The sequence below is a fragment of the Luteithermobacter gelatinilyticus genome, from assembly GCF_005849285.1.
Lineage (GTDB): Bacteria > Pseudomonadota > Alphaproteobacteria > Sphingomonadales > Emcibacteraceae > Luteithermobacter > Luteithermobacter gelatinilyticus.
Genome location: NZ_CP040517.1, coordinates 2,395,023 through 2,412,241 on the forward strand (window position 1 = coordinate 2,395,023; position 17,219 = coordinate 2,412,241).

Annotated in this window: 16 protein-coding genes; 2 read left to right on the forward strand and 14 right to left on the reverse strand. The window is 56.7% G+C overall.

Annotated elements, in window-relative coordinates:
- Positions 1-8: 8 nt before the first annotated feature.
- Both FE788_RS10760 and FE788_RS10765 read right to left on the reverse strand, forming a co-directional pair.
- Entirely contained in the window at positions 9-440 is a 432-nt protein-coding gene (locus FE788_RS10760; protein ID WP_210413905.1) for a hypothetical protein, read from the reverse strand.
- A gap of 165 nt (positions 441-605) precedes the next feature.
- On the reverse strand, positions 606-1,832 hold the full coding sequence (locus FE788_RS10765) for a polyhydroxyalkanoate depolymerase (protein ID WP_138380643.1): 1,227 nt from the start codon (positions 1,830-1,832) through the stop codon (positions 606-608).
- 212 nt (positions 1,833-2,044) lie between these two features.
- On the opposite strand from FE788_RS10765, the gene FE788_RS10770 reads away from it, so the two are divergent.
- Positions 2,045-2,851: a 3-hydroxybutyrate dehydrogenase gene (locus FE788_RS10770; protein WP_138380644.1), complete on the forward strand. Its 807-nt coding sequence runs from the start codon at positions 2,045-2,047 to the stop codon at positions 2,849-2,851.
- A gap of 303 nt (positions 2,852-3,154) precedes the next feature.
- On the opposite strand, the gene meaB is transcribed toward FE788_RS10770, so the two are convergent.
- The 9 genes from meaB to FE788_RS10815 all read right to left on the reverse strand — a co-directional run bounded on the left by meaB (position 3,155) and on the right by FE788_RS10815 (position 12,819).
- The gene (meaB, locus tag FE788_RS10775) at positions 3,155-4,135 is read right to left on the reverse strand and encodes a methylmalonyl Co-A mutase-associated GTPase MeaB (protein WP_138380645.1); all 981 of its coding nucleotides are present in this window, start codon (positions 4,133-4,135) and stop codon (positions 3,155-3,157) included.
- Between the two features lie 19 nt (positions 4,136-4,154).
- Positions 4,155-4,583 carry an OsmC family protein gene (locus FE788_RS10780; protein ID WP_138380646.1) on the reverse strand — a complete coding sequence of 143 codons (429 nt, stop codon included), beginning with the start codon at positions 4,581-4,583 and terminating at the stop codon, positions 4,155-4,157.
- 22 nt (positions 4,584-4,605) lie between these two features.
- Positions 4,606-7,272, reverse strand: a complete 2,667-nt coding sequence (gene ppdK, locus FE788_RS10785; protein ID WP_138380647.1) for a pyruvate, phosphate dikinase — start codon at positions 7,270-7,272, stop codon at positions 4,606-4,608.
- A 74-nt stretch (positions 7,273-7,346) separates the two neighbouring features.
- Entirely contained in the window at positions 7,347-9,401 is a 2,055-nt protein-coding gene (gene glyS, locus FE788_RS10790; RefSeq protein ID WP_138380648.1) for a glycine--tRNA ligase subunit beta, read from the reverse strand.
- Positions 9,394-10,332 carry a glycine--tRNA ligase subunit alpha gene (locus tag FE788_RS10795; RefSeq protein WP_138380649.1) on the reverse strand — a complete coding sequence of 313 codons (939 nt, stop codon included), beginning with the start codon at positions 10,330-10,332 and terminating at the stop codon, positions 9,394-9,396. Before FE788_RS10795 ends, glyS begins: the two co-directional genes overlap by 8 nt.
- Positions 10,333-10,451: 119 nt before the next feature.
- Positions 10,452-10,739, reverse strand: coding sequence for a hypothetical protein (locus FE788_RS14230; protein WP_138380650.1), 288 nt, complete (start codon positions 10,737-10,739; stop codon positions 10,452-10,454).
- A gap of 85 nt (positions 10,740-10,824) precedes the next feature.
- A complete protein-coding gene (locus tag FE788_RS10805) occupies positions 10,825-11,706 on the reverse strand; it encodes a S49 family peptidase (protein WP_138380651.1) in 882 nt (293 codons plus the stop codon).
- A 34-nt stretch (positions 11,707-11,740) separates the two neighbouring features.
- A complete protein-coding gene (locus tag FE788_RS10810; RefSeq protein ID WP_138380652.1) occupies positions 11,741-12,511 on the reverse strand; it encodes a tRNA1(Val) (adenine(37)-N6)-methyltransferase in 771 nt (256 codons plus the stop codon).
- Positions 12,512-12,582: 71 nt separating this feature from the next.
- Positions 12,583-12,819: a putative signal transducing protein gene (locus FE788_RS10815; protein WP_138380653.1), complete on the reverse strand. Its 237-nt coding sequence runs from the start codon at positions 12,817-12,819 to the stop codon at positions 12,583-12,585.
- A gap of 218 nt (positions 12,820-13,037) precedes the next feature.
- On the opposite strand from FE788_RS10815, the gene FE788_RS10820 reads away from it, so the two are divergent.
- Positions 13,038-14,081 carry a polyprenyl synthetase family protein gene (locus FE788_RS10820; protein ID WP_210413907.1) on the forward strand — a complete coding sequence of 348 codons (1,044 nt, stop codon included), beginning with the start codon at positions 13,038-13,040 and terminating at the stop codon, positions 14,079-14,081.
- A 12-nt stretch (positions 14,082-14,093) separates the two neighbouring features.
- On the opposite strand, the gene FE788_RS10825 is transcribed toward FE788_RS10820, so the two are convergent.
- From FE788_RS10825 to FE788_RS10835, 3 genes are read right to left on the reverse strand one after another with little or no spacing between them, the layout of a single operon-like run.
- A complete protein-coding gene (locus tag FE788_RS10825; RefSeq protein ID WP_210413909.1) occupies positions 14,094-15,059 on the reverse strand; it encodes a tRNA-dihydrouridine synthase in 966 nt (321 codons plus the stop codon).
- Between the two features lie 11 nt (positions 15,060-15,070).
- The gene (locus FE788_RS10830) at positions 15,071-15,754 is read right to left on the reverse strand and encodes an RluA family pseudouridine synthase (RefSeq protein ID WP_138380654.1); all 684 of its coding nucleotides are present in this window, start codon (positions 15,752-15,754) and stop codon (positions 15,071-15,073) included.
- A 13-nt stretch (positions 15,755-15,767) separates the two neighbouring features.
- Positions 15,768-17,183, reverse strand: a complete 1,416-nt coding sequence (locus FE788_RS10835) for a DUF3422 family protein (protein ID WP_168190378.1) — start codon at positions 17,181-17,183, stop codon at positions 15,768-15,770.
- Between the last annotated feature and the right edge of the window lie 36 nt (positions 17,184-17,219).

Consider the following 17,219-nt stretch of genomic DNA (forward strand, 5'->3'; position numbering starts at 1 on the left):
CACCGAAATTATTTGACCCGTTTGACCCGGACAAAGGAGGTTTTGCCGGGAATATTCATATTATAGCTGCCCAAGGCCCCCTTGTTGATGGTCACGGTCACCCCCGGTTCCAGAAAAGAAATTTTCCGGCCCGACGTCTGTTTCCAGATCTGTCCGTTTTCCAGCTTCACAACAAAATAATCGCGAGGGGAATACACCACCTTGACAATCTTGGCGGAAATGGATTCCAGTTCCTCGTCTTCTTCCCGCTCTTTTTGAGTTTTTTTGATTTGTTCACTTCCGAAAGCCGCCACTCTGGATGCCCCATCTTCTTCCGGCACCGGGTGCGGCGGCGCTTCTTCGCCCGGCTTTGTATCCGCGCTTGCGGACAATGACCGGCTCAACGCGTCATAGCAGGCCAAACGCGCGTCATCATTCCCGATTTGAGAACAGCTCAACATATCCGCTAAAGGGTCTGCCCGGCCAGGCGTCAACGGCAGAAAAACCAAAAGGCAGCCTAAAAAAATCCATACAATCGCAGAACTCCTGATAGCATTCATTACATATCATCCCCTTTTTTTGGACCGGGGACACTCTGCTTTGATCAGGAAATTTTAAAGTTGTCCTCAGTCCCGTTGATGTTTCAGGATAAACTCTTTTACTTTGGGAGCAATCTTGTTTTTCCATTTTCGGCCGTTAAAAATGCCATAATGGCCAACGCCTTTCTGTTCATAATGGCGCTTCATATCGGAAGGGATATTGGGGCAAATATCATGAGCGGCACGGGTCTGGCCGATGCCGGAAATATCGTCCAGTTCGCCTTCTACGGTCATCAGGGCGGTCCGGGTGATGGCGGAACAGTCCACCGGTCGCCCGCGTGATGTCATTTCCCCCTTGGGCAGAGCATGATCCTTGAACACGGTTTTAACCGTTTGCAGATAAAATTCTGCCGGCAGATCCATCACCGCGAGATATTCCTCGTAAAATAGCCGATGCTTATCCGCGCTTTCCTCATCCCCCTCAACCAGATGATCGAACATCTTACGATGTGCATCCATGTGGTCGTCCAGATTCATGTTCACAAAAGCGGACAATTGCAGAAAACCGGGATAAACCTTGCGCATGAACCCCAGATTGGGCCAGGGCACGGTATGAATGGCGTGTTGCTCAAACCACTCCATACTGCGTTTATAACTCAGTTCATTGACCACAGTGGGGCTTTTGCGGGTATCAATGGGCCCGCCCATCAATGTCATGCTGAGCGGAACACAAGGGTTGTTTTCCGCCGCCATCAAGGCCACCGCCGCCAGAACCGGCACGGAAGGCTGACAGACCGCCAGCACATGGGTATCGGGCCCGAGATGCTCCAGAAACTCGATCACATAATCAATATAATCGTCCAGGTCGAACGCCCCCTCATACAGGGGCACATCCCGGGCATCCTGCCAGTCGGTAATATAAACATCATGATCCGGCAGCATGGCCTCCACCGTGCCCCGCAACAGCGTGCAATAATGGCCGGACAACGGCGCCACGATCAACAGTTTCGGATCATTGCGGCCGTCAATATCCCGATCAAAATGTTTGAGATGACAGAATGTCTTGCGCAGAACATCATGCTCACGAACTTCCACCTCCATGCCGTCAATCTCGGTGGTCTCCAGGCGGAATTTCGGTTTCCCATACCGCCGGGTCAGAAGCTCCATCACATCACAGGCCGCTACAATCTGTTTGGCGCCCGGCATTTGGGAAAAGGGATTGAGAGGATGCTTCAGGGATTGTTGTGTCAGGTCGATCATAAATCTCGCAGGTGCAAAAACCGTGTGCTGAAACTCGTACATATGATACAGCATCCTGAACCCCTTTGACTTAACTTTTTAACCCTGACACATAATTTTGTGGAACTAAAGCCATACACCACCAATATATAGAGCCTAGCATAACTGTCACCCTGGACCAAAGGTTATTTGCGCTGCAATATTTTTTATGACACAGTCAGGGCTGTGTTCCATAGATAACATCTCTTATCATAATTATGAGACGGCAAGGTTAACGGGAGTTTAAAATGAGCAACATTCTGCAAACAGATATCCTGAAAGGAAAGAATGCCCTGGTCACCGGCTCCACCAGCGGGATTGGCCTGGGCATGGCCCGGGCGTTGGCCAGCGCAGGGGCCAATGTGATGATCAATGGGCTGGGCGAGGCGGACGAGATCGAGGCCACCCGGGCGGCGATTGAAGCGGATTTCGGGGGGCGCGCCCTGTTTCACGGGGCCAACATGCTGAACGGGGAAGAAATCCGGGACATGGTCGCCACCGCAGAGGCCGAACTGGGCAGTGTGGATATTCTGATCAACAATGCCGGCATCCAATATGTTTCGGCTATTGACGAGTTCCCGGAAGACAAATGGCAAGCCATCATCGCGATCAATCTGGTGTCCAACTTTCATACCATCAAGGCCGCCCTGCCCGGCATGAAGGCGCGCAACTGGGGCCGCATCATCAATCTGGCCAGCGCCCATGGTCTTGTGGCCTCGCCCTATAAAAGCGCCTATGTGGCCGCCAAGCACGGGGTGCTGGGGCTGACCAAGACAGTAGCCCTAGAGATTGCCGAAACGCCGATCACCTGCAACGCCATCTGTCCGGGATATGTGCGCACGCCGCTGGTGGAGGGACAGATCAAGGACCAGGCCAAAGTGCACAAGATGAGCGAGGAACAGGTCATTCGTGACGTGATTCTCGCCGCCCAGCCCAATAAACGTTTTGTGGAGATTGAAGAACTGGGGCAACTGGCCGTTTTCCTGTGCGGTCCGGCTGCGAACAGCATCAATGGCGCCAGTCTGCCGGTCGAAGGCGGCTGGACCGCTCGATAAATTCAGGGGAAAGGGAATTCAGGAAAAAGAGAATGTGGCGATCCAGGGGGTCATGGCCTGTGAGCATGAATTGCAACGGGGAGATCGCCATGATAAATATATTTGAAGTCAATAAAAGAGACGTGCTACCCTGAGACCCCAGTAGCCCGTTACGGCGCAACTGTATGATTATGGGGATGAGATGAGCAAATTTCACCGGAACAGAAAAAAAAAGCCTGGCGGAAATGAAAAAAACACCTTGTGGCTGCTGATTATTGCCGCCGCCATTCTGGTCATTATTCTATCCATTGCAAGCTGAAGCGGTTATTTCTCCAGTCCCCCGGCCAGAACCCCAGAATGTTCCAGTTCCCACAAGCGGGAAAAAGGGGAGGCACCGGGCGGCAGATCAAGCTGGTCCGCCACTTTTTTCAGGCCCTGCGTGCCATATTTTTCGCGTACACTTTCCCTAAGCCACGCCTGCCCCTGCGCCTGACGGAATTTTTCCAGCATTCCGCTGCGCTTCAGCCAGTTTTCATGATCATCCACTGCCTGCAAGAGCTCTTCAAGCCCCTCCCCCTGCGCCGCGCTAAGCTTGAGCACCGGAATGGCCCAGTCCGCCACGTCTTCGCTTCCCTCTCCGGCCGGGAGATGTTCCGAAAGTCCCAAGGCCCCGGCCACATCGGCACGGGCCCGCTCAGCCCTGGCGCCCATATCGGCCTTGGTCACCACCATAATGTGCGGCACTTCCATGATGCCGGCTTTCATGAATTGCAGGCTGTCGCCGGAGCCCGGCTGAATACAGAAGATCACCGTGTCGGCCACCCCGGCCACATCGGTTTCCGACTGTCCGACGCCCACCGTTTCCACCAACACAATATCATAGACCGCCCGCATCAGGATCATGGCCGGCGCGGTAAGGCCCGCGAGCCCGCCCAGACGATCGCGCGCCGCCATGGATCGGACATAAATGCCCTCATCTTCCGGATCTGTGGCCAGCCGGGTTCGATCTCCCAGCAGCGCCCCGCCCGTTCTGCGGGAACTGGGATCGACGGCAATCACCCCCACCGTCCGGCCCATTTTCCGCCAACCGGCAATCAGGCTGCCGATCAGGGTGGATTTTCCTACCCCTGGTGGTCCGGTCAGCCCCAGTACATGACCATGCGGACTTTTCCAGGCTTCATCCAGAAGGCGGATCACCTCATCGCTGTCGGGGGCCTGCTCAATAGCGGCCAGCGCCCGGGCCATGACGGCCTTACCGCCGGCCTTGAGGTCCTTGATGGTCTGGGGAACTTGCGTGCGGTTCATGAAACCCCCGATATGGTGATCAGGCTTGTTTTATATCCCAATCATAGGTAAGTTTCGCGCCCTTGGCCAGCGTGGCGGAGGCGGAACAGTATTTGGTCATGGACAGTTCCACCGCCCTTTTGACGGCCTCTTCCCTGAGATCCGTGCCGGTGACAATGAAATGCATATGAATGTCCGTATAGACCTGGGGCATTTCCTCGGCCCGGACGCCGGAAACCTGGCAAACACAGTCCACCAGCGTCTGGCGCGCTTTTTTAAGGATCATGACCACATCAATACAGGCGCAGCCCCCGGCCCCCATCAGCAAGAGGTCCATAGGGCTGTGGCCAAGGCCAAGACCGCCATTGTCCTTGCCCGCATCCATGGTGACGGTATTGCCGGAGGCGGCTTCGCCGATAAATGTCATTTTACCGGCCCAGGAGACCGTGACGTCCTTCTTCATGCCCATTGCATTGCTCCCTGTTGTCGTCTCAGGCTTCTTCCTTAAGGGCAGCCTGGGCCGCCGCAAGACGCGCAATCGGCACCCGGTACGGGGAACAGGACACATAATCCAGTCCCACCCGGTGACAAAATTCCACCGACGCCGGATCGCCGCCATGTTCACCACAAATGCCAAGCTTGATATCCGGCCGGGTACTGCGGCCCCGCTCTGCGGCGATTTTCACCAGCTCACCCACCCCATCCTGGTCGATGGTGACAAAGGGGTCCTGTTCAAAAATACCGTTGCGGATATAATCATCCAGGAAGCGCGCGCTATCGTCACGGCTGATGCCATAGGTGGTCTGGGTCAGATCATTGGTGCCGAAACTGAAAAATTCCGCTTCATGGGCGATTTCCGCTGCCTGCAACGCCGCCCGCGGCAATTCGATCATGGTCCCGACCATATAGTCCAGTTTTGTCCCGGCCTCGGCGATCACTTTGTCGGCCACCGCACAGACCTGAGCTTTCAGGATTTCCAGTTCCTTGCGGGTCCCGACCAGCGGAATCATGATTTCCGGCACCACCGGCTCGCCGCTGTCTCTGGCCACCTGCAAGGCAGCCTCGATAATGGCGCGGGCCTGCATCTCGTAGATTTCCGGATAGGAAATCCCCAGACGGCAGCCCCGATGCCCCAGCATGGGATTGAATTCATGCAGTTCCCCGGCCCGCCATTTCAGATGTTCCACGGAGACGCCGGCAACTTTCGCTACATCGGCGAAATCTTCCTCATGCTGCGGCAGGAACTCGTGCAGCGGCGGGTCCAGAAGACGTACCGTCACCGGCAGCCCCCGCATGATGGTAAACAGTTCCACAAAATCCTGACGTTGCACCGGCAGCAGTTTATCCAGCGCGGCGCGACGTCCGGCTTCATCCTCGGCCAGAATCATCTGACGCACGGAGATGATCCGGTCTGCGTCAAAGAACATATGTTCCGTACGGCACAGGCCGATGCCCTCGGCCCCGAATTCCCGCGCCGTACGAGCATCCAGCGGCGTTTCCGCATTGGTGCGCACCTTGAGCTTGCGCACCCGGTCCGCCCATTCCATCAGCGCCGCAAAATCGCCGCTTAGTTCCGGTTGAACGGTGGCCACCTCGCCAAACATCACTTCGCCGGTACTGCCGTCGATGGTGAGTGTGTCGTGCCGTTTCACCTCGCGGCCGTTCACCTTGATGATGCCCGCGGCCTGATCAATATACAGGTGACCGGCGCCGGAGACACAGGGACGCCCCATGCCACGGGCGACCACGGCCGCATGTGACGTCATGCCGCCACGAGAGGTCAGAATTCCCTTAGCCGCATGCATGCCGTGAATGTCTTCCGGGCTGGTTTCCACGCGCACCAGAATCACATCTTTGCCCTGCTTGGCCAGTTCTTCGGCTTCATCAGCGGTAAAAACCACAATCCCGCTGGCCGCACCGGGGGACGCCGGAAGGCCGGTGGTCAGGACATCCCGTGTTGCGTTGGGGTCCAGGGTCGGATGCAGCAATTGATCAAGTGCCGCCGGGTCCACGCGCAAAACGGCTTCTTCTTCACTGATCACGCCATCGCGGGCCATGTCCACAGCGATTTTCAACGCCGCCTTGGCGGTGCGTTTGCCGGAGCGGGTCTGGAGAATCCACAATTTGCCTTTTTGCACAGTGAATTCAATATCCTGCATATCCCGGTAATGGGCCTCCAGCTTGTGGAAAATATCGGTGAGTTCCCGATACACTTCCGGCATGCTTTCTTCCATGGAGGGCTTGTCAGAGCCGGACGCCTCGCGGGAGGCCTTGGTCAGGTTCTGTGGCGTGCGAATGCCGGCTACCACATCTTCGCCCTGCGCATTGATCAGATATTCACCGTAAAAGGCATTCTCGCCGGTGGACGGATCGCGGGTAAAGGCCACGCCGGTGGCGGACGTCTCGCCCATATTGCCGAACACCATGCTCTGTACATTCACCGCCGTTCCCCAGTCTTCCGGGATGCCGTGCAGCCGGCGATAGGTCTTCGCCCGCTCAATCTGCCAGGAGCCGAATACCGCATTAATGGCGCCCCAGAGCTGTTCCTTCACATCCTGCGGGAAAGGATGTCCCAATTCCTCTTCGGCCTTGGCCTTGAACGCCTCGCTCAACGCCTTCCAGTCTTCGGCGCTGAGTTCCGTATCCAGGATGTAGCCGTTTTCTTCCTTGTGAATTTCCAGAAGTTCCTCGAACACATAATGTTCAACGCCCAGCACCACGTCGGAATACATCTGGATAAAACGGCGATAACTGTCATAGGCGAAACGTTCATCGCCGGACTGTTTGGCAAGTCCCTTGACCGTCTCGTCATTGAGGCCGAGATTAAGGACCGTATCCATCATGCCGGGCATGCTGACCCGGGCCCCGGAGCGAACAGAAACCAGCAGCGGGTTTTCCGCATCGCCGAATTTGGCCCCGACCGTGGCTTCCACCTGGGCCATGGCCGCATCTACCTGCGCGGCGAGGTCTTCAGGGTAAGTGCGATCATTTTCGTAAAAGGCGGTACAGACTTCGGTAGTGATGGTAAAGCCCGGTGGCACAGGCAATCCCAGATTTGACATTTCCGCAAGGTTGGCGCCTTTCCCGCCCAGCAGGTTTCTCATGGAAGCTTCGCCTTCCGCCTTGCCGTCACCGAATGTATAAACCCATTTTGTCATTTTATCCTAAATCCTGTTATTACTTTCCGGCCCGTTATTATTTTTATCTGAATATTAATTTACAGAACGCGACCTCATCCTTCAATTTTTGAAAAATCCGCCACCAGGTTCATGGTGCTGCGGATGTGCGACAAAAGTTTCAGGCGGTTTTGCCGCTCCCTCTGATCCTCGCTGTTGACGGTCACCTGATCAAAGAAGTTGTCAATGGGCGCACGCAGGGTGGCAAGCTGCGCCATAGCCTCTTCGAACAGTTCCCGCCCAACGGCGTCCTTCACGGCGACGGCCACCTGGCCGAGACTGCCGAAAAGCTGTTTTTCCTCCGCCGCGGACAACAGTGCCTCGTCCACCGGCCCATCATAAGAGGTTTGATCCCTTTTCTCTTCAATACGTACAATATTCACGGCCCGTTTGTACCCGGCCAGCAGGTTCGCCCCGTCTTCGGTATCAAGGAAGTTTTTCAACGCCTCCACCCGGGCCAAGAGCCGCACCAGATCATCTTCCCCGCCCAGCGCAAACACCGCCGTGATCAGGTCATGGCGCACGCCTTCGCCCTTCAGATGTACTTTCAGCCGGTCAGCGAAGAAATCGAGGAGATCGGAGATATCCTGTAAGTGTACAGCATGACAGGATTTCGCCTGTTCAAACAGGTCAACAAGATGAAGCCGCAAGTCGTTTTCCACAATCAGCCGGATCACGCCCAGGGCGGCGCGGCGCAGGGCAAAGGGGTCTTTGGATCCCGTGGGTTTTTCATTAATGCCGAAAAAGCCGACCAGCGTGTCGATTTTTTCCGCCAGCGCCACGGCCACGCTCACCGGATCGGACGGGCATTGATCATTCGGCCCCTTGGGAGCGTAATGTTCAGCGATGGCATGGGCGACAGCAGCGTCCTCGCCTTGGGCTTCGGCGTAATATTTGCCCATCATCCCCTGAAGTTCGGGAAATTCACCAACCATGCCCGAGACCAGGTCGGCCTTACTAAGCCGCGCGGCGCGTTTGCTTTTTTCCACATCGGCACCGATTTTTCCGGCAATAAAGCCGGACAATTCCACCAGCCGCCTGACCCGGTCGCCCACCGTGCCGAGTTTTTCATGGAACACAATATCATTTAATGCCGGCAGGCGGTCTTCAAGCCGCACCTTCCGGTCCTGGTCCCAGAAAAACTTGGTATCCGCCAAACGGGCGCGCAGGACGCGCTCATTACCGTCCACGATCTTGCCGCCGTGGTCATTGGTTTTCATATTTGAGACGAAGATGAACCTGTTGGCGAGCCGGCCGTCTTTATCCAGAAGCGAGAAATATTTCTGATGGCTTCTCATGGCGCTGGTCAAGGCTTCCGGCGGCACGTCGAGGAATGCTTTGTCAAATTCGCCCATCAAGGTCACCGGATATTCGGCAAGTCCCGCCAGTTCTTCCAGCAGCCCCGGATCCTCAAGCAATTCAAGCCCGGCATCCTGGGCGAGAGAGCGGGCATCATTCAGAATTTTTTCCTGCCGGTCCGCGGCAGCCAGAATAACGCAGGCCTTTTCCAGCTTGTCGCGATAATCGGCGAAATCCGCCACAGTGAAACTGTCAGGGGCAAGGAAACGATGGCCGCGCGTTCGGTTGCCCGACATCAGGCCCTCATCCAGGTCAAAGGGTACCACCTCGCCACCATGCAGGCACAGAATGCTGTGCAACGGCCGGACCCAGCGCAAGCTGCGGCATCCCCAACGTTGTGATTTCGGCCAGGGGAAATTGCGGATGACCTCGGGCAGGATCTCGGCCAGCACTTCGGCGGCGGGACGCCCCTTACGTTCGATCACCGCATAAAGGAAGGTGCCTTTTTTCTCCTCCCGCATCTCCAGTTGATCTCGGCCAAGCCCGGTGGATTTGAGAAATCCTTCAATCGCCTTATCCGGGGCATCGGCCCGTGGGCCGCGGCGTTCTTCCCGCACGTCCGGCTGCACCTGCGCCAGCCATTTGATATGCAGCACCAAACGCCGCGCGGTAACATAGGCGGTGGCCTCTTCAAAGGCCAGGCTGTGTTCGGCAAGTTTGTCGGTCACCAGCCGTTTCAGATCGGCAGCGGCCTTTTTCTGCATCCGGGCCGGAATTTCTTCGGAGAACAGTTCGAGCAGGAATTCAGCCATGCGCGTGGCCTCCCCCGTTTTCCACCCCTTCGCCGATGGCGTTGAGATAAGCTTCACAGCATTTTTTGGCGAGCGTGCGCACCCGGGCAATATAAGCCTGACGTTCGGTCACGCTGATCACGCCGCGCGCATCCAGCAGGTTGAAGATATGGCTGGCCTTGATGCATTGGTCATAGGCGGGCAAGGGATAGAATTTACCGTCTTCACGCCCCCGTTCCAAGATATGCTCACATTCCGCTTCCGCATCCCGGAAATGCTGAAACAGCATGTCGGTATTGGCAATCTCGAAGTTATAGGCGGAAAATTCCCGCTCATTCTGCAAAAACACGTCGCCATATTTGACACCCCCCTCTGAGTCCGGCAGCCCGTTCCAGTCCAGGTCATACACATTGTCCACGCCCTGGATATACATGGCGAGCCGTTCCAGACCATAGGTCAGCTCCCCCATGACCGGGCGACAGTCAAAGCCACCAACCTGCTGAAAATAGGTAAACTGGCTGACTTCCATACCATCGCACCAGACTTCCCAGCCCAATCCCCAGGCGCCGAGCGTTGGGCTTTCCCAATCATCCTCCACAAAGCGGATGTCATGCTCCATGGCATCAATGCCCAGGGCTTTGAGACTGTCGAGATACAGGTCCTGAATATTGTCCGGCGAAGGTTTGAGCACCACTTGAAACTGATAATAATGCTGCAAGCGGTTGGGGTTTTCGCCGTAGCGGCCGTCCGTCGGCCTGCGGCAGGGCTGCACGTAAGCGGCGTTCCAGGGTCTGGAGCCCAGAGAGCGCAGCGTCGTGGCTGCCTGAAAGGTGCCGGCCCCCATCTCAAGATCGTAAGGTTGCAGAATCACACACCCTTGATCTGCCCAGTATTTTTGCAGCTTCAGTATCAGATACTGAAAAGCCGTTTCCTTTGACGACGCGGCATTCATCGGCTTGTGGTTTCCTTCTGGGATCCTTTCGGATGATGTTTTTATCATGCAATCGCAAATTACCGCGGAAACTACCCACCCGTCCCACACTCGTCAAGAAATGAATCGGCTTTTAACGGTTAGAGGCTGGGCCGATAGAGTGAATTGTGAAGAGGTTGACCCATTCTGCCGGTCAGGTCTGGTTCAGGAGCCAGGGGTTTGGCGCAGACCATACTGGCGGTACGGCCCAGCCAAATCCCGCAGGAACTGGGCCAGACCGGCCCGGCCCTTCGGGGTGGCGGCTTGGGGCCGCTCACCTTGTCAGACTCCTGGGTCAGACGCTTGGCCCGATGCCCCGCATCGCCCGGCGCCGTCTTCCGCGTGAGGCGGGCCACAATCCGCCAACAGAATTGGGCCAACCTCTTCACAATTCACTCTAGTCCTCCTTTTGGGTCATTCCCGATAGCCTGCAGCATCGCGAGCCCGTCACACGGATGTGGCGATCCATGAATCTTACAACCCGTAACGGCTCCATTCCGCCCGTTCTTCCAGCGCAGCCAGGATCTCCTGGGGCAATTTGCGGGACTGGGGCAGGCTGGCCTGGGGCACATAGCGCCGGACAATCCCCAAAAGCCCTTTCAAAAATCCTTTTTCCCCCTGAATGCGTTTAAAACGGGTCCGTTTGCCGTATTTCTCCCGCATGACGGTTCTGAGATCGCCAAGTCCATCTACAAGACCCAGCTTGACAGCCTCTTCCCCGGTCCAGAACAGGCCGGAAAACATGACCTTCTGGGTGCCCTTGAGTTTGCCTTCTCGACGCTCCTTGACGATTTCCTTAAAGAAATCATGGATCCGGTTTTGCAGGCCCTTGATAATTTTCACGTCTTTTTCCTGTTCCGGCTGAAACGGATCAAGGATGGATTTATGTTCGCCGGCCGTATAGACCCGCCGGTCCACCCCAAGCTTTTCAATGGCCTTGTCAAAACCGAAACCGGCAGAAATCACCCCGATGCTACCGACGATGCTGGCCCGGTGCGCGTAAATTTCATCTCCCGCCAGGGACAAGAGATACCCGCCGGAAGCCGCCACATCCTCGGCAAAAGCGAAAACCGGTATGTTCTTTTCTTCGGACAGGGCGCGGATGCGGCGCATGATCAGGTCGCTTTGTACCGGGGAGCCGCCCGGCGAATTAATGGCCAGCGCCACCGCTTTCACATTATAAACGTCAAAAGCGGCCTCAATATCCTTTTCCACTTTCGCCAGATTGAGGCTGCTGCTAAAGCGGCCGGAGACGCCAATTGGCCCTTCCAGCGGCAGCACCGCCACCACGGGCGCCGGATCCTTCAGATACGGCAACGGAAGTCTGGCCAGCATAGCGCGAATTTTTTTGAGCATATCAGTTCCCCTGATTAGATGTCTGTTTATCAATTTATCCTGTAATATCAAGGCCCTCGCCATGACGTAGAACAGCCTCCGCCGCGGCGGTATAGGTCCCATCAGATTTATGCACGACAATGCCAGCTTTCAAGGCCGTGGCTCCCCGACCGTCCTTGCGGGCCCGCACCAGAACCCGCCGCGCATCCCGACCCGGCACCGTCCAGATGGGAAAAACCGTGATGCTGCCGCACCGACCATGCAGGACCGCGAGAATATCATCCAGGCGGTCAGCCCGCTGCACCAGACTGAGATACCCCCGCGGGCGCAGCATACGCAGACACAGCCCGATCCAGTCTTCCAGCGGAATGTGACTGTCCATATGCGCCAGCGCCTTGCTGTCATAGGGAGATGGTGTCGCCATGCCGTTCTCCAGATAGGGCGGGTTGGTCACCACATGGTGATAGCTGCCCGGCACACACAATTCCGGCGGCGTCGCAATGTCCCCTTCAAAATAGGTGATTTGATCGGCAAAACCGTTAAGTTCGGCATTGGCCCGGGCAAAGGCCACATGATGGGGCTGCAACTCTATTCCATGCAGCGTCAATGTGTTGACCCGCTCTCCGAGCCGCCCCGCAAGACAGGTCAAAATACCGCCGGTTCCAGCCCCCATATCCAGAATCCGCTCCCCCTTTTTCGGGGTGAGGCTCGCCGCCAGGAACACGGTGTCATTCGCAACTCGGTATCCCTGTCGCGGTTGATGAAGTTTGATAATCCCGCCGAGAAAATCATCGGTGGTATAGTCAATACCGGATAAATCACTCATGAAACCCAATCACTCGCCAAACATTTATCGGATCATTCAGGCACAGGATAACTCAGGAGATCGGGACGCAATCAGTCGATATCTTCCGCAAAATCCACTTCGGTTTCCAGCCCAGCCTCCCGAATCAAGCGGCGGGCCTCGGACAGAAATTCCGTCTCCACCATCATGTTTCGGGGAATGGCCCCAATTCCGCCGCCAAACAGACTGGCATTGGCATCCAGAACGGTATAGGGGATGTTTGCCCCTTCAAAAAGGGCAGAAATCCTCGACATCAGCACCATATCATTTGTTGAGAAAAGAAATTTCACGGTAATTTGATCCTCTAAAAGCCACCTGTATGTTCATGTATGCTTGACCTGATGGTGCTGCCATGACTATTTTGCCCGAGACATATTTCTCTGTCCTGATATATTTCAGGCATTTTTATGGCCCACTGCGCCGGACAGGACATAAAATATAACGCGCTTAAAGGATAACAAGCATTAGGGCTTAAAAACAACGCTTAAACGAGTAGCAGAGACAGAACGTGGGTGTAGTCGTACAATTGGAAGAAGAAAAATCGGCCGCCGCTGGCAAAGACGCCAACAAGGGCGAAACTGCACTCGCGCGGTTGCAGGCGCTGGTGCGCGAGGATATGGAAAAGGTCAACCAGACCATCCTCCATAAGATGCAAAGCCCCGTGGCGCTGATCCCGCAACTGGCCGGCCATCTGATTTCCTCCGGTGGCAAACGGCTTCGGCCTATGCTCACGCTGGCCTCCTCGCGCCTGTGCGGTTACGAGGGCGAGCGCCATGTGGAACTGTCGGCCTGTGTGGAATTTATCCATTCCGCGACTCTGCTGCATGATGATGTGGTGGATGAAAGTGATCTCAGACGCGGTCAGGATACCGCCAACGCGGTCTGGGGCAACAAAGCCAGCGTGCTGGTGGGTGATTTCCTGTTCAGCCGGTCCTTTGAGTTGATGGTGGCCGATGGCTCGCTGGAAGTGCTGCGTATCCTCTCCAATGCCTCCAGCGTGATCGCCGAAGGCGAAGTGCTTCAGCTGGTCACCGCCAATGACACCGAAACCACCGAAGACAGCTATATGGAAGTGATTGCTGCCAAGACCGCCGCACTGTTTGCCGCGGCCTGTGAGATTGGCGCGGTCATCGCCGAACGCCCGGCGGCGGAACAGGACGCGCTTCAAAGTTATGGCCGCAACCTGGGCATTGTGTTCCAGTTGATCGACGATGTGTTGGATTACTCTGCCCAGCAGGAAAAGCTGGGCAAAAGTATCGGGGATGATTTCCGCGAGGGCAAGATCACCCTGCCCATCGTGCTGGCCTTCCGTCGCGGCTCCGAAGAAGAACGCCAATTCTGGCGTCGGACCATGGAAGATCTTGACCAGAAAGACGGCGATCTAGAACAGGCCCTCGAACTTATCCACAAACACAATGCGCTCAAGGACACCATTGAGCGGGCCCGCCATTACGGCGCCAAGGCGCGGGATGCGCTGGTCATCTTCCCAGACAACGCCTATCGCCAGGCGCTGATTGATATTGTGGACTTCTGTATCGACCGGGCATATTAGGGCGCGCAGGTGCTAGACGGTCTCGCCGTCGCGCAACAACGCCACAATGTCCTCCAGATTCTGCAATCTCTTGAGCCGGACGAACATCTGTTCCGCCTCGGGATATTGGCGCCTGAGATAGGTGAACCACTGTTTGATGCGGGCCGGCAGAAAGCCAGCGCCATGTTCAGGGCGCTTTTCTCCCGCGTAACGAATCAAGAGCCGTTTCACCCCGTCCCAGTCAAGCGGTGGGGCGCCCGCGCGGATACAACGGGACAGATTGGGCAGAGACAATGCCCCGCGCCCGATCATAATATCGTCACAGCCGCTCTCCCGCCGGCAACTCTGGGCGTCATCGGCCGACCAGATCTCGCCATTGGCCACCAGCGGCAGACGCACCACCTCGCGTACCCGGGCAATGACATGCCAGTGGGCCGGGGGACGGTATCCTTCCGTCCTGGTTCGCGCATGAATGGTCAACAGGTCCGCCCCCGCCGCCTCCACCGCCCGGGCATTGTCCAGTACCAGAGACTTGTCGTCATAACCTAAGCGCATTTTCACACTGACCGGTTGATCGGCAGGTACGGCCCGGCGCACAGTCGAGATAATCCGATACAGTGTTTCAGGCTCCTTCAGCAACACCGCCCCGCCCTTATTCCTGTTCACCGTTTTGGCCGGACAGCCGAAATTGAGATCCACGCCGGGCGAACCCAGTTCCACTGCTCGCACCGCATTTTCCGCCATCCAGTCCGGATCCTGCCCCAGAAGCTGAACCCGTACCGGCGTTCCGGCAGGGGTCCGTCCGCCCTGTTTCAATTCTGGACAGAACCGGTGAAACAGCGCCGGTTTATACAGCTGATTGGTGACCCGGATAAATTCAGTCACACACAAATCATAATCGCCCACGGCCGTCAGCAGATCGCGCATGATATGATCCACCACGCCCTCCATGGGGGCGAGAAAGATTTTTCCAGAAGACATACCCAGATTCACACTCATCCGGTCTTTATTCAAAATGGCGCAGGCGATGTAAAGGTGATTCTGTCTCCCCCCGTGGGATGATACAGGGTCAGGCTCTCGGCATGCAATTGCAGACGATCCGCCATACGAACCACCTCTGGAGGGGCGTAAAAGGGGTCGCCAAGGATCGGATGGCCCAGACTCATGCAATGCACACGAAGCTGATGCGAGCGACCGGTTACAGGCCTGAGCTCCAGACGGGTCGCCGTTGTTTCCCGGGCCAGCACCCGCCAATGGGTGAGCGCCTTCCTACCCCGTTCATGATCCACCATTTGCCGGGGCCGGTTGGGCCAGTCGCATATGAGCGGCAGGTCAATCGCACCCTCGTCTTCAGATACCAGACCCGCCACCCGGGCGAGGTAGACCTTTTCCGTATGGCGACGTTCAAACTGCAACCCCAGATGCCGGTGCGCCGCCCGGTTCAGCGCCATCACCAGGACCCCCGAGGTTTCCATATCCAGCCGGTGCACTGTGGTGGCCGTGGGGAATTTTTCCTGTGCCCGACGTTCCAGACAATCCTGGAGGTGGGCCCCGCGCCCCGGCACACTCAACAGTCCGCTTGGCTTATTCAGCACCAGAAGATCATCATCCTGATACAGAACATCCAGATAGGGCTTCCGGGGCGGGGTATACGGATTTAACGCATGTTGTTGTGCTTCAGAACCGGTGCTCATAACAGGCCGCCTCTCACTCATCCCCACGCCGGATCAGACGATGCAAACGCCTGAGCCCCCAATAGACCCCGCCAATCACGAAAGGCGCCGCCCCCGCCGTCGCCACATAGGGGTTGAGCAACGGCCAGAATTCCTGTCCCCCCTTGGCCAGGTAATTGATGATGCCAAGCGCATAATAGCTGATGGCCACAACAGACAGACCTTCCACGGTCTGTTGCAAACGAAGCTGTACGCGCGCACGACGATTCATGCTTTCCAGCAATTGCTTGTTCTGCGCCTGTAGCGTGGTGTTGATCCGGGTTTGCAGCAGCGTGCTGGCCCGGTTTACCCGGCGGGAGAGAATGGCAATCCGGTCTTCCATCGCCAGACAGGTACGCATGGCCGGTTCCAGCCGGCGTTCCAGAAAACTGGAAATGCGCTGAAACCCTTCCAGCGGCTCTTCCTTGATATTTTCCAGGCGTTTTTTCACCAGCGCATAATACGCCTTGGACGCATTGAAGCGAAAGCTGCTTTCCGCCGACATATGTTCGACCGTGGCCGCCAGCCGGGTCAGTTTGGCCAGCAGCTCTTGTTCCTTTTCCGCCTCATTCCCCCCTTCCGGCGCCAGGGTCATATGTTCGACGCTTTCCGCAAGCTGCTGTTCAATCTGCCGGGTGCTTTTGGCGATCCACCGGGTTTGCGGCACCGCCAGCAAAGCCATCATACGATAGGTTTCAAGCTCCAGCAGCCTCTGTACCAGTCGCCCGGCGCGGCTGGCGGACATGTTGAGATTATTGACCAGAATGCGGGAAAAGCCATCACTGTGAATCTGAAAATCCGTCCAGGCAAGGGCGCTGGCATCGGCAACCCGGACCCCCGCTACCATATTGCCACCGAAAATATGCTCCAGATCTCCGGCGGATTGATAGGCGTCTTCCGGCGGCCGGTCCAGAAACAGATGCACCCCCACCAGCATTTCCCCGGGGATCTGCCGCAACCATTCTTCGGGGACCACCCTGAGCGCCGTGTCCCGAAACGACTCCACCCCCGCTCCCTGGGCCGCCCCGTGACGCAAAAAGGTGTAACTACAAAATTCCGTATGCCGTTCCCATTTCAGCCGAAATGTTCCAAAATCAAAGATATGGTGGCTGCTGCCTGATTGAGGCGCCGGCAGATTATAATGCCGGCACAATGTCGCCAGATGATCCCGGTCTGCCCGCGCGCCGTTTTCACCGCTGAGTACGGCAATATGGGAACACCGGGTCGGACTGTCCACATTAATGAAAGGCCGACTGTGCAATTCGTTATTCAGAGCATGCCGGGTCGGATATTCCCTGAGCAGACAGGGGGTGACCTGCTGCGCCGGCAGGGTCGCGCCGATACGTGTTTCATGCCCGGCCTGCTGCTGGCTGTTATTTGGGCCGCTGTTCTGGTCCGCCTGCCTCGCCATCTCCCTCTCCGGCATTCTTTCACCCGCCATAAATCC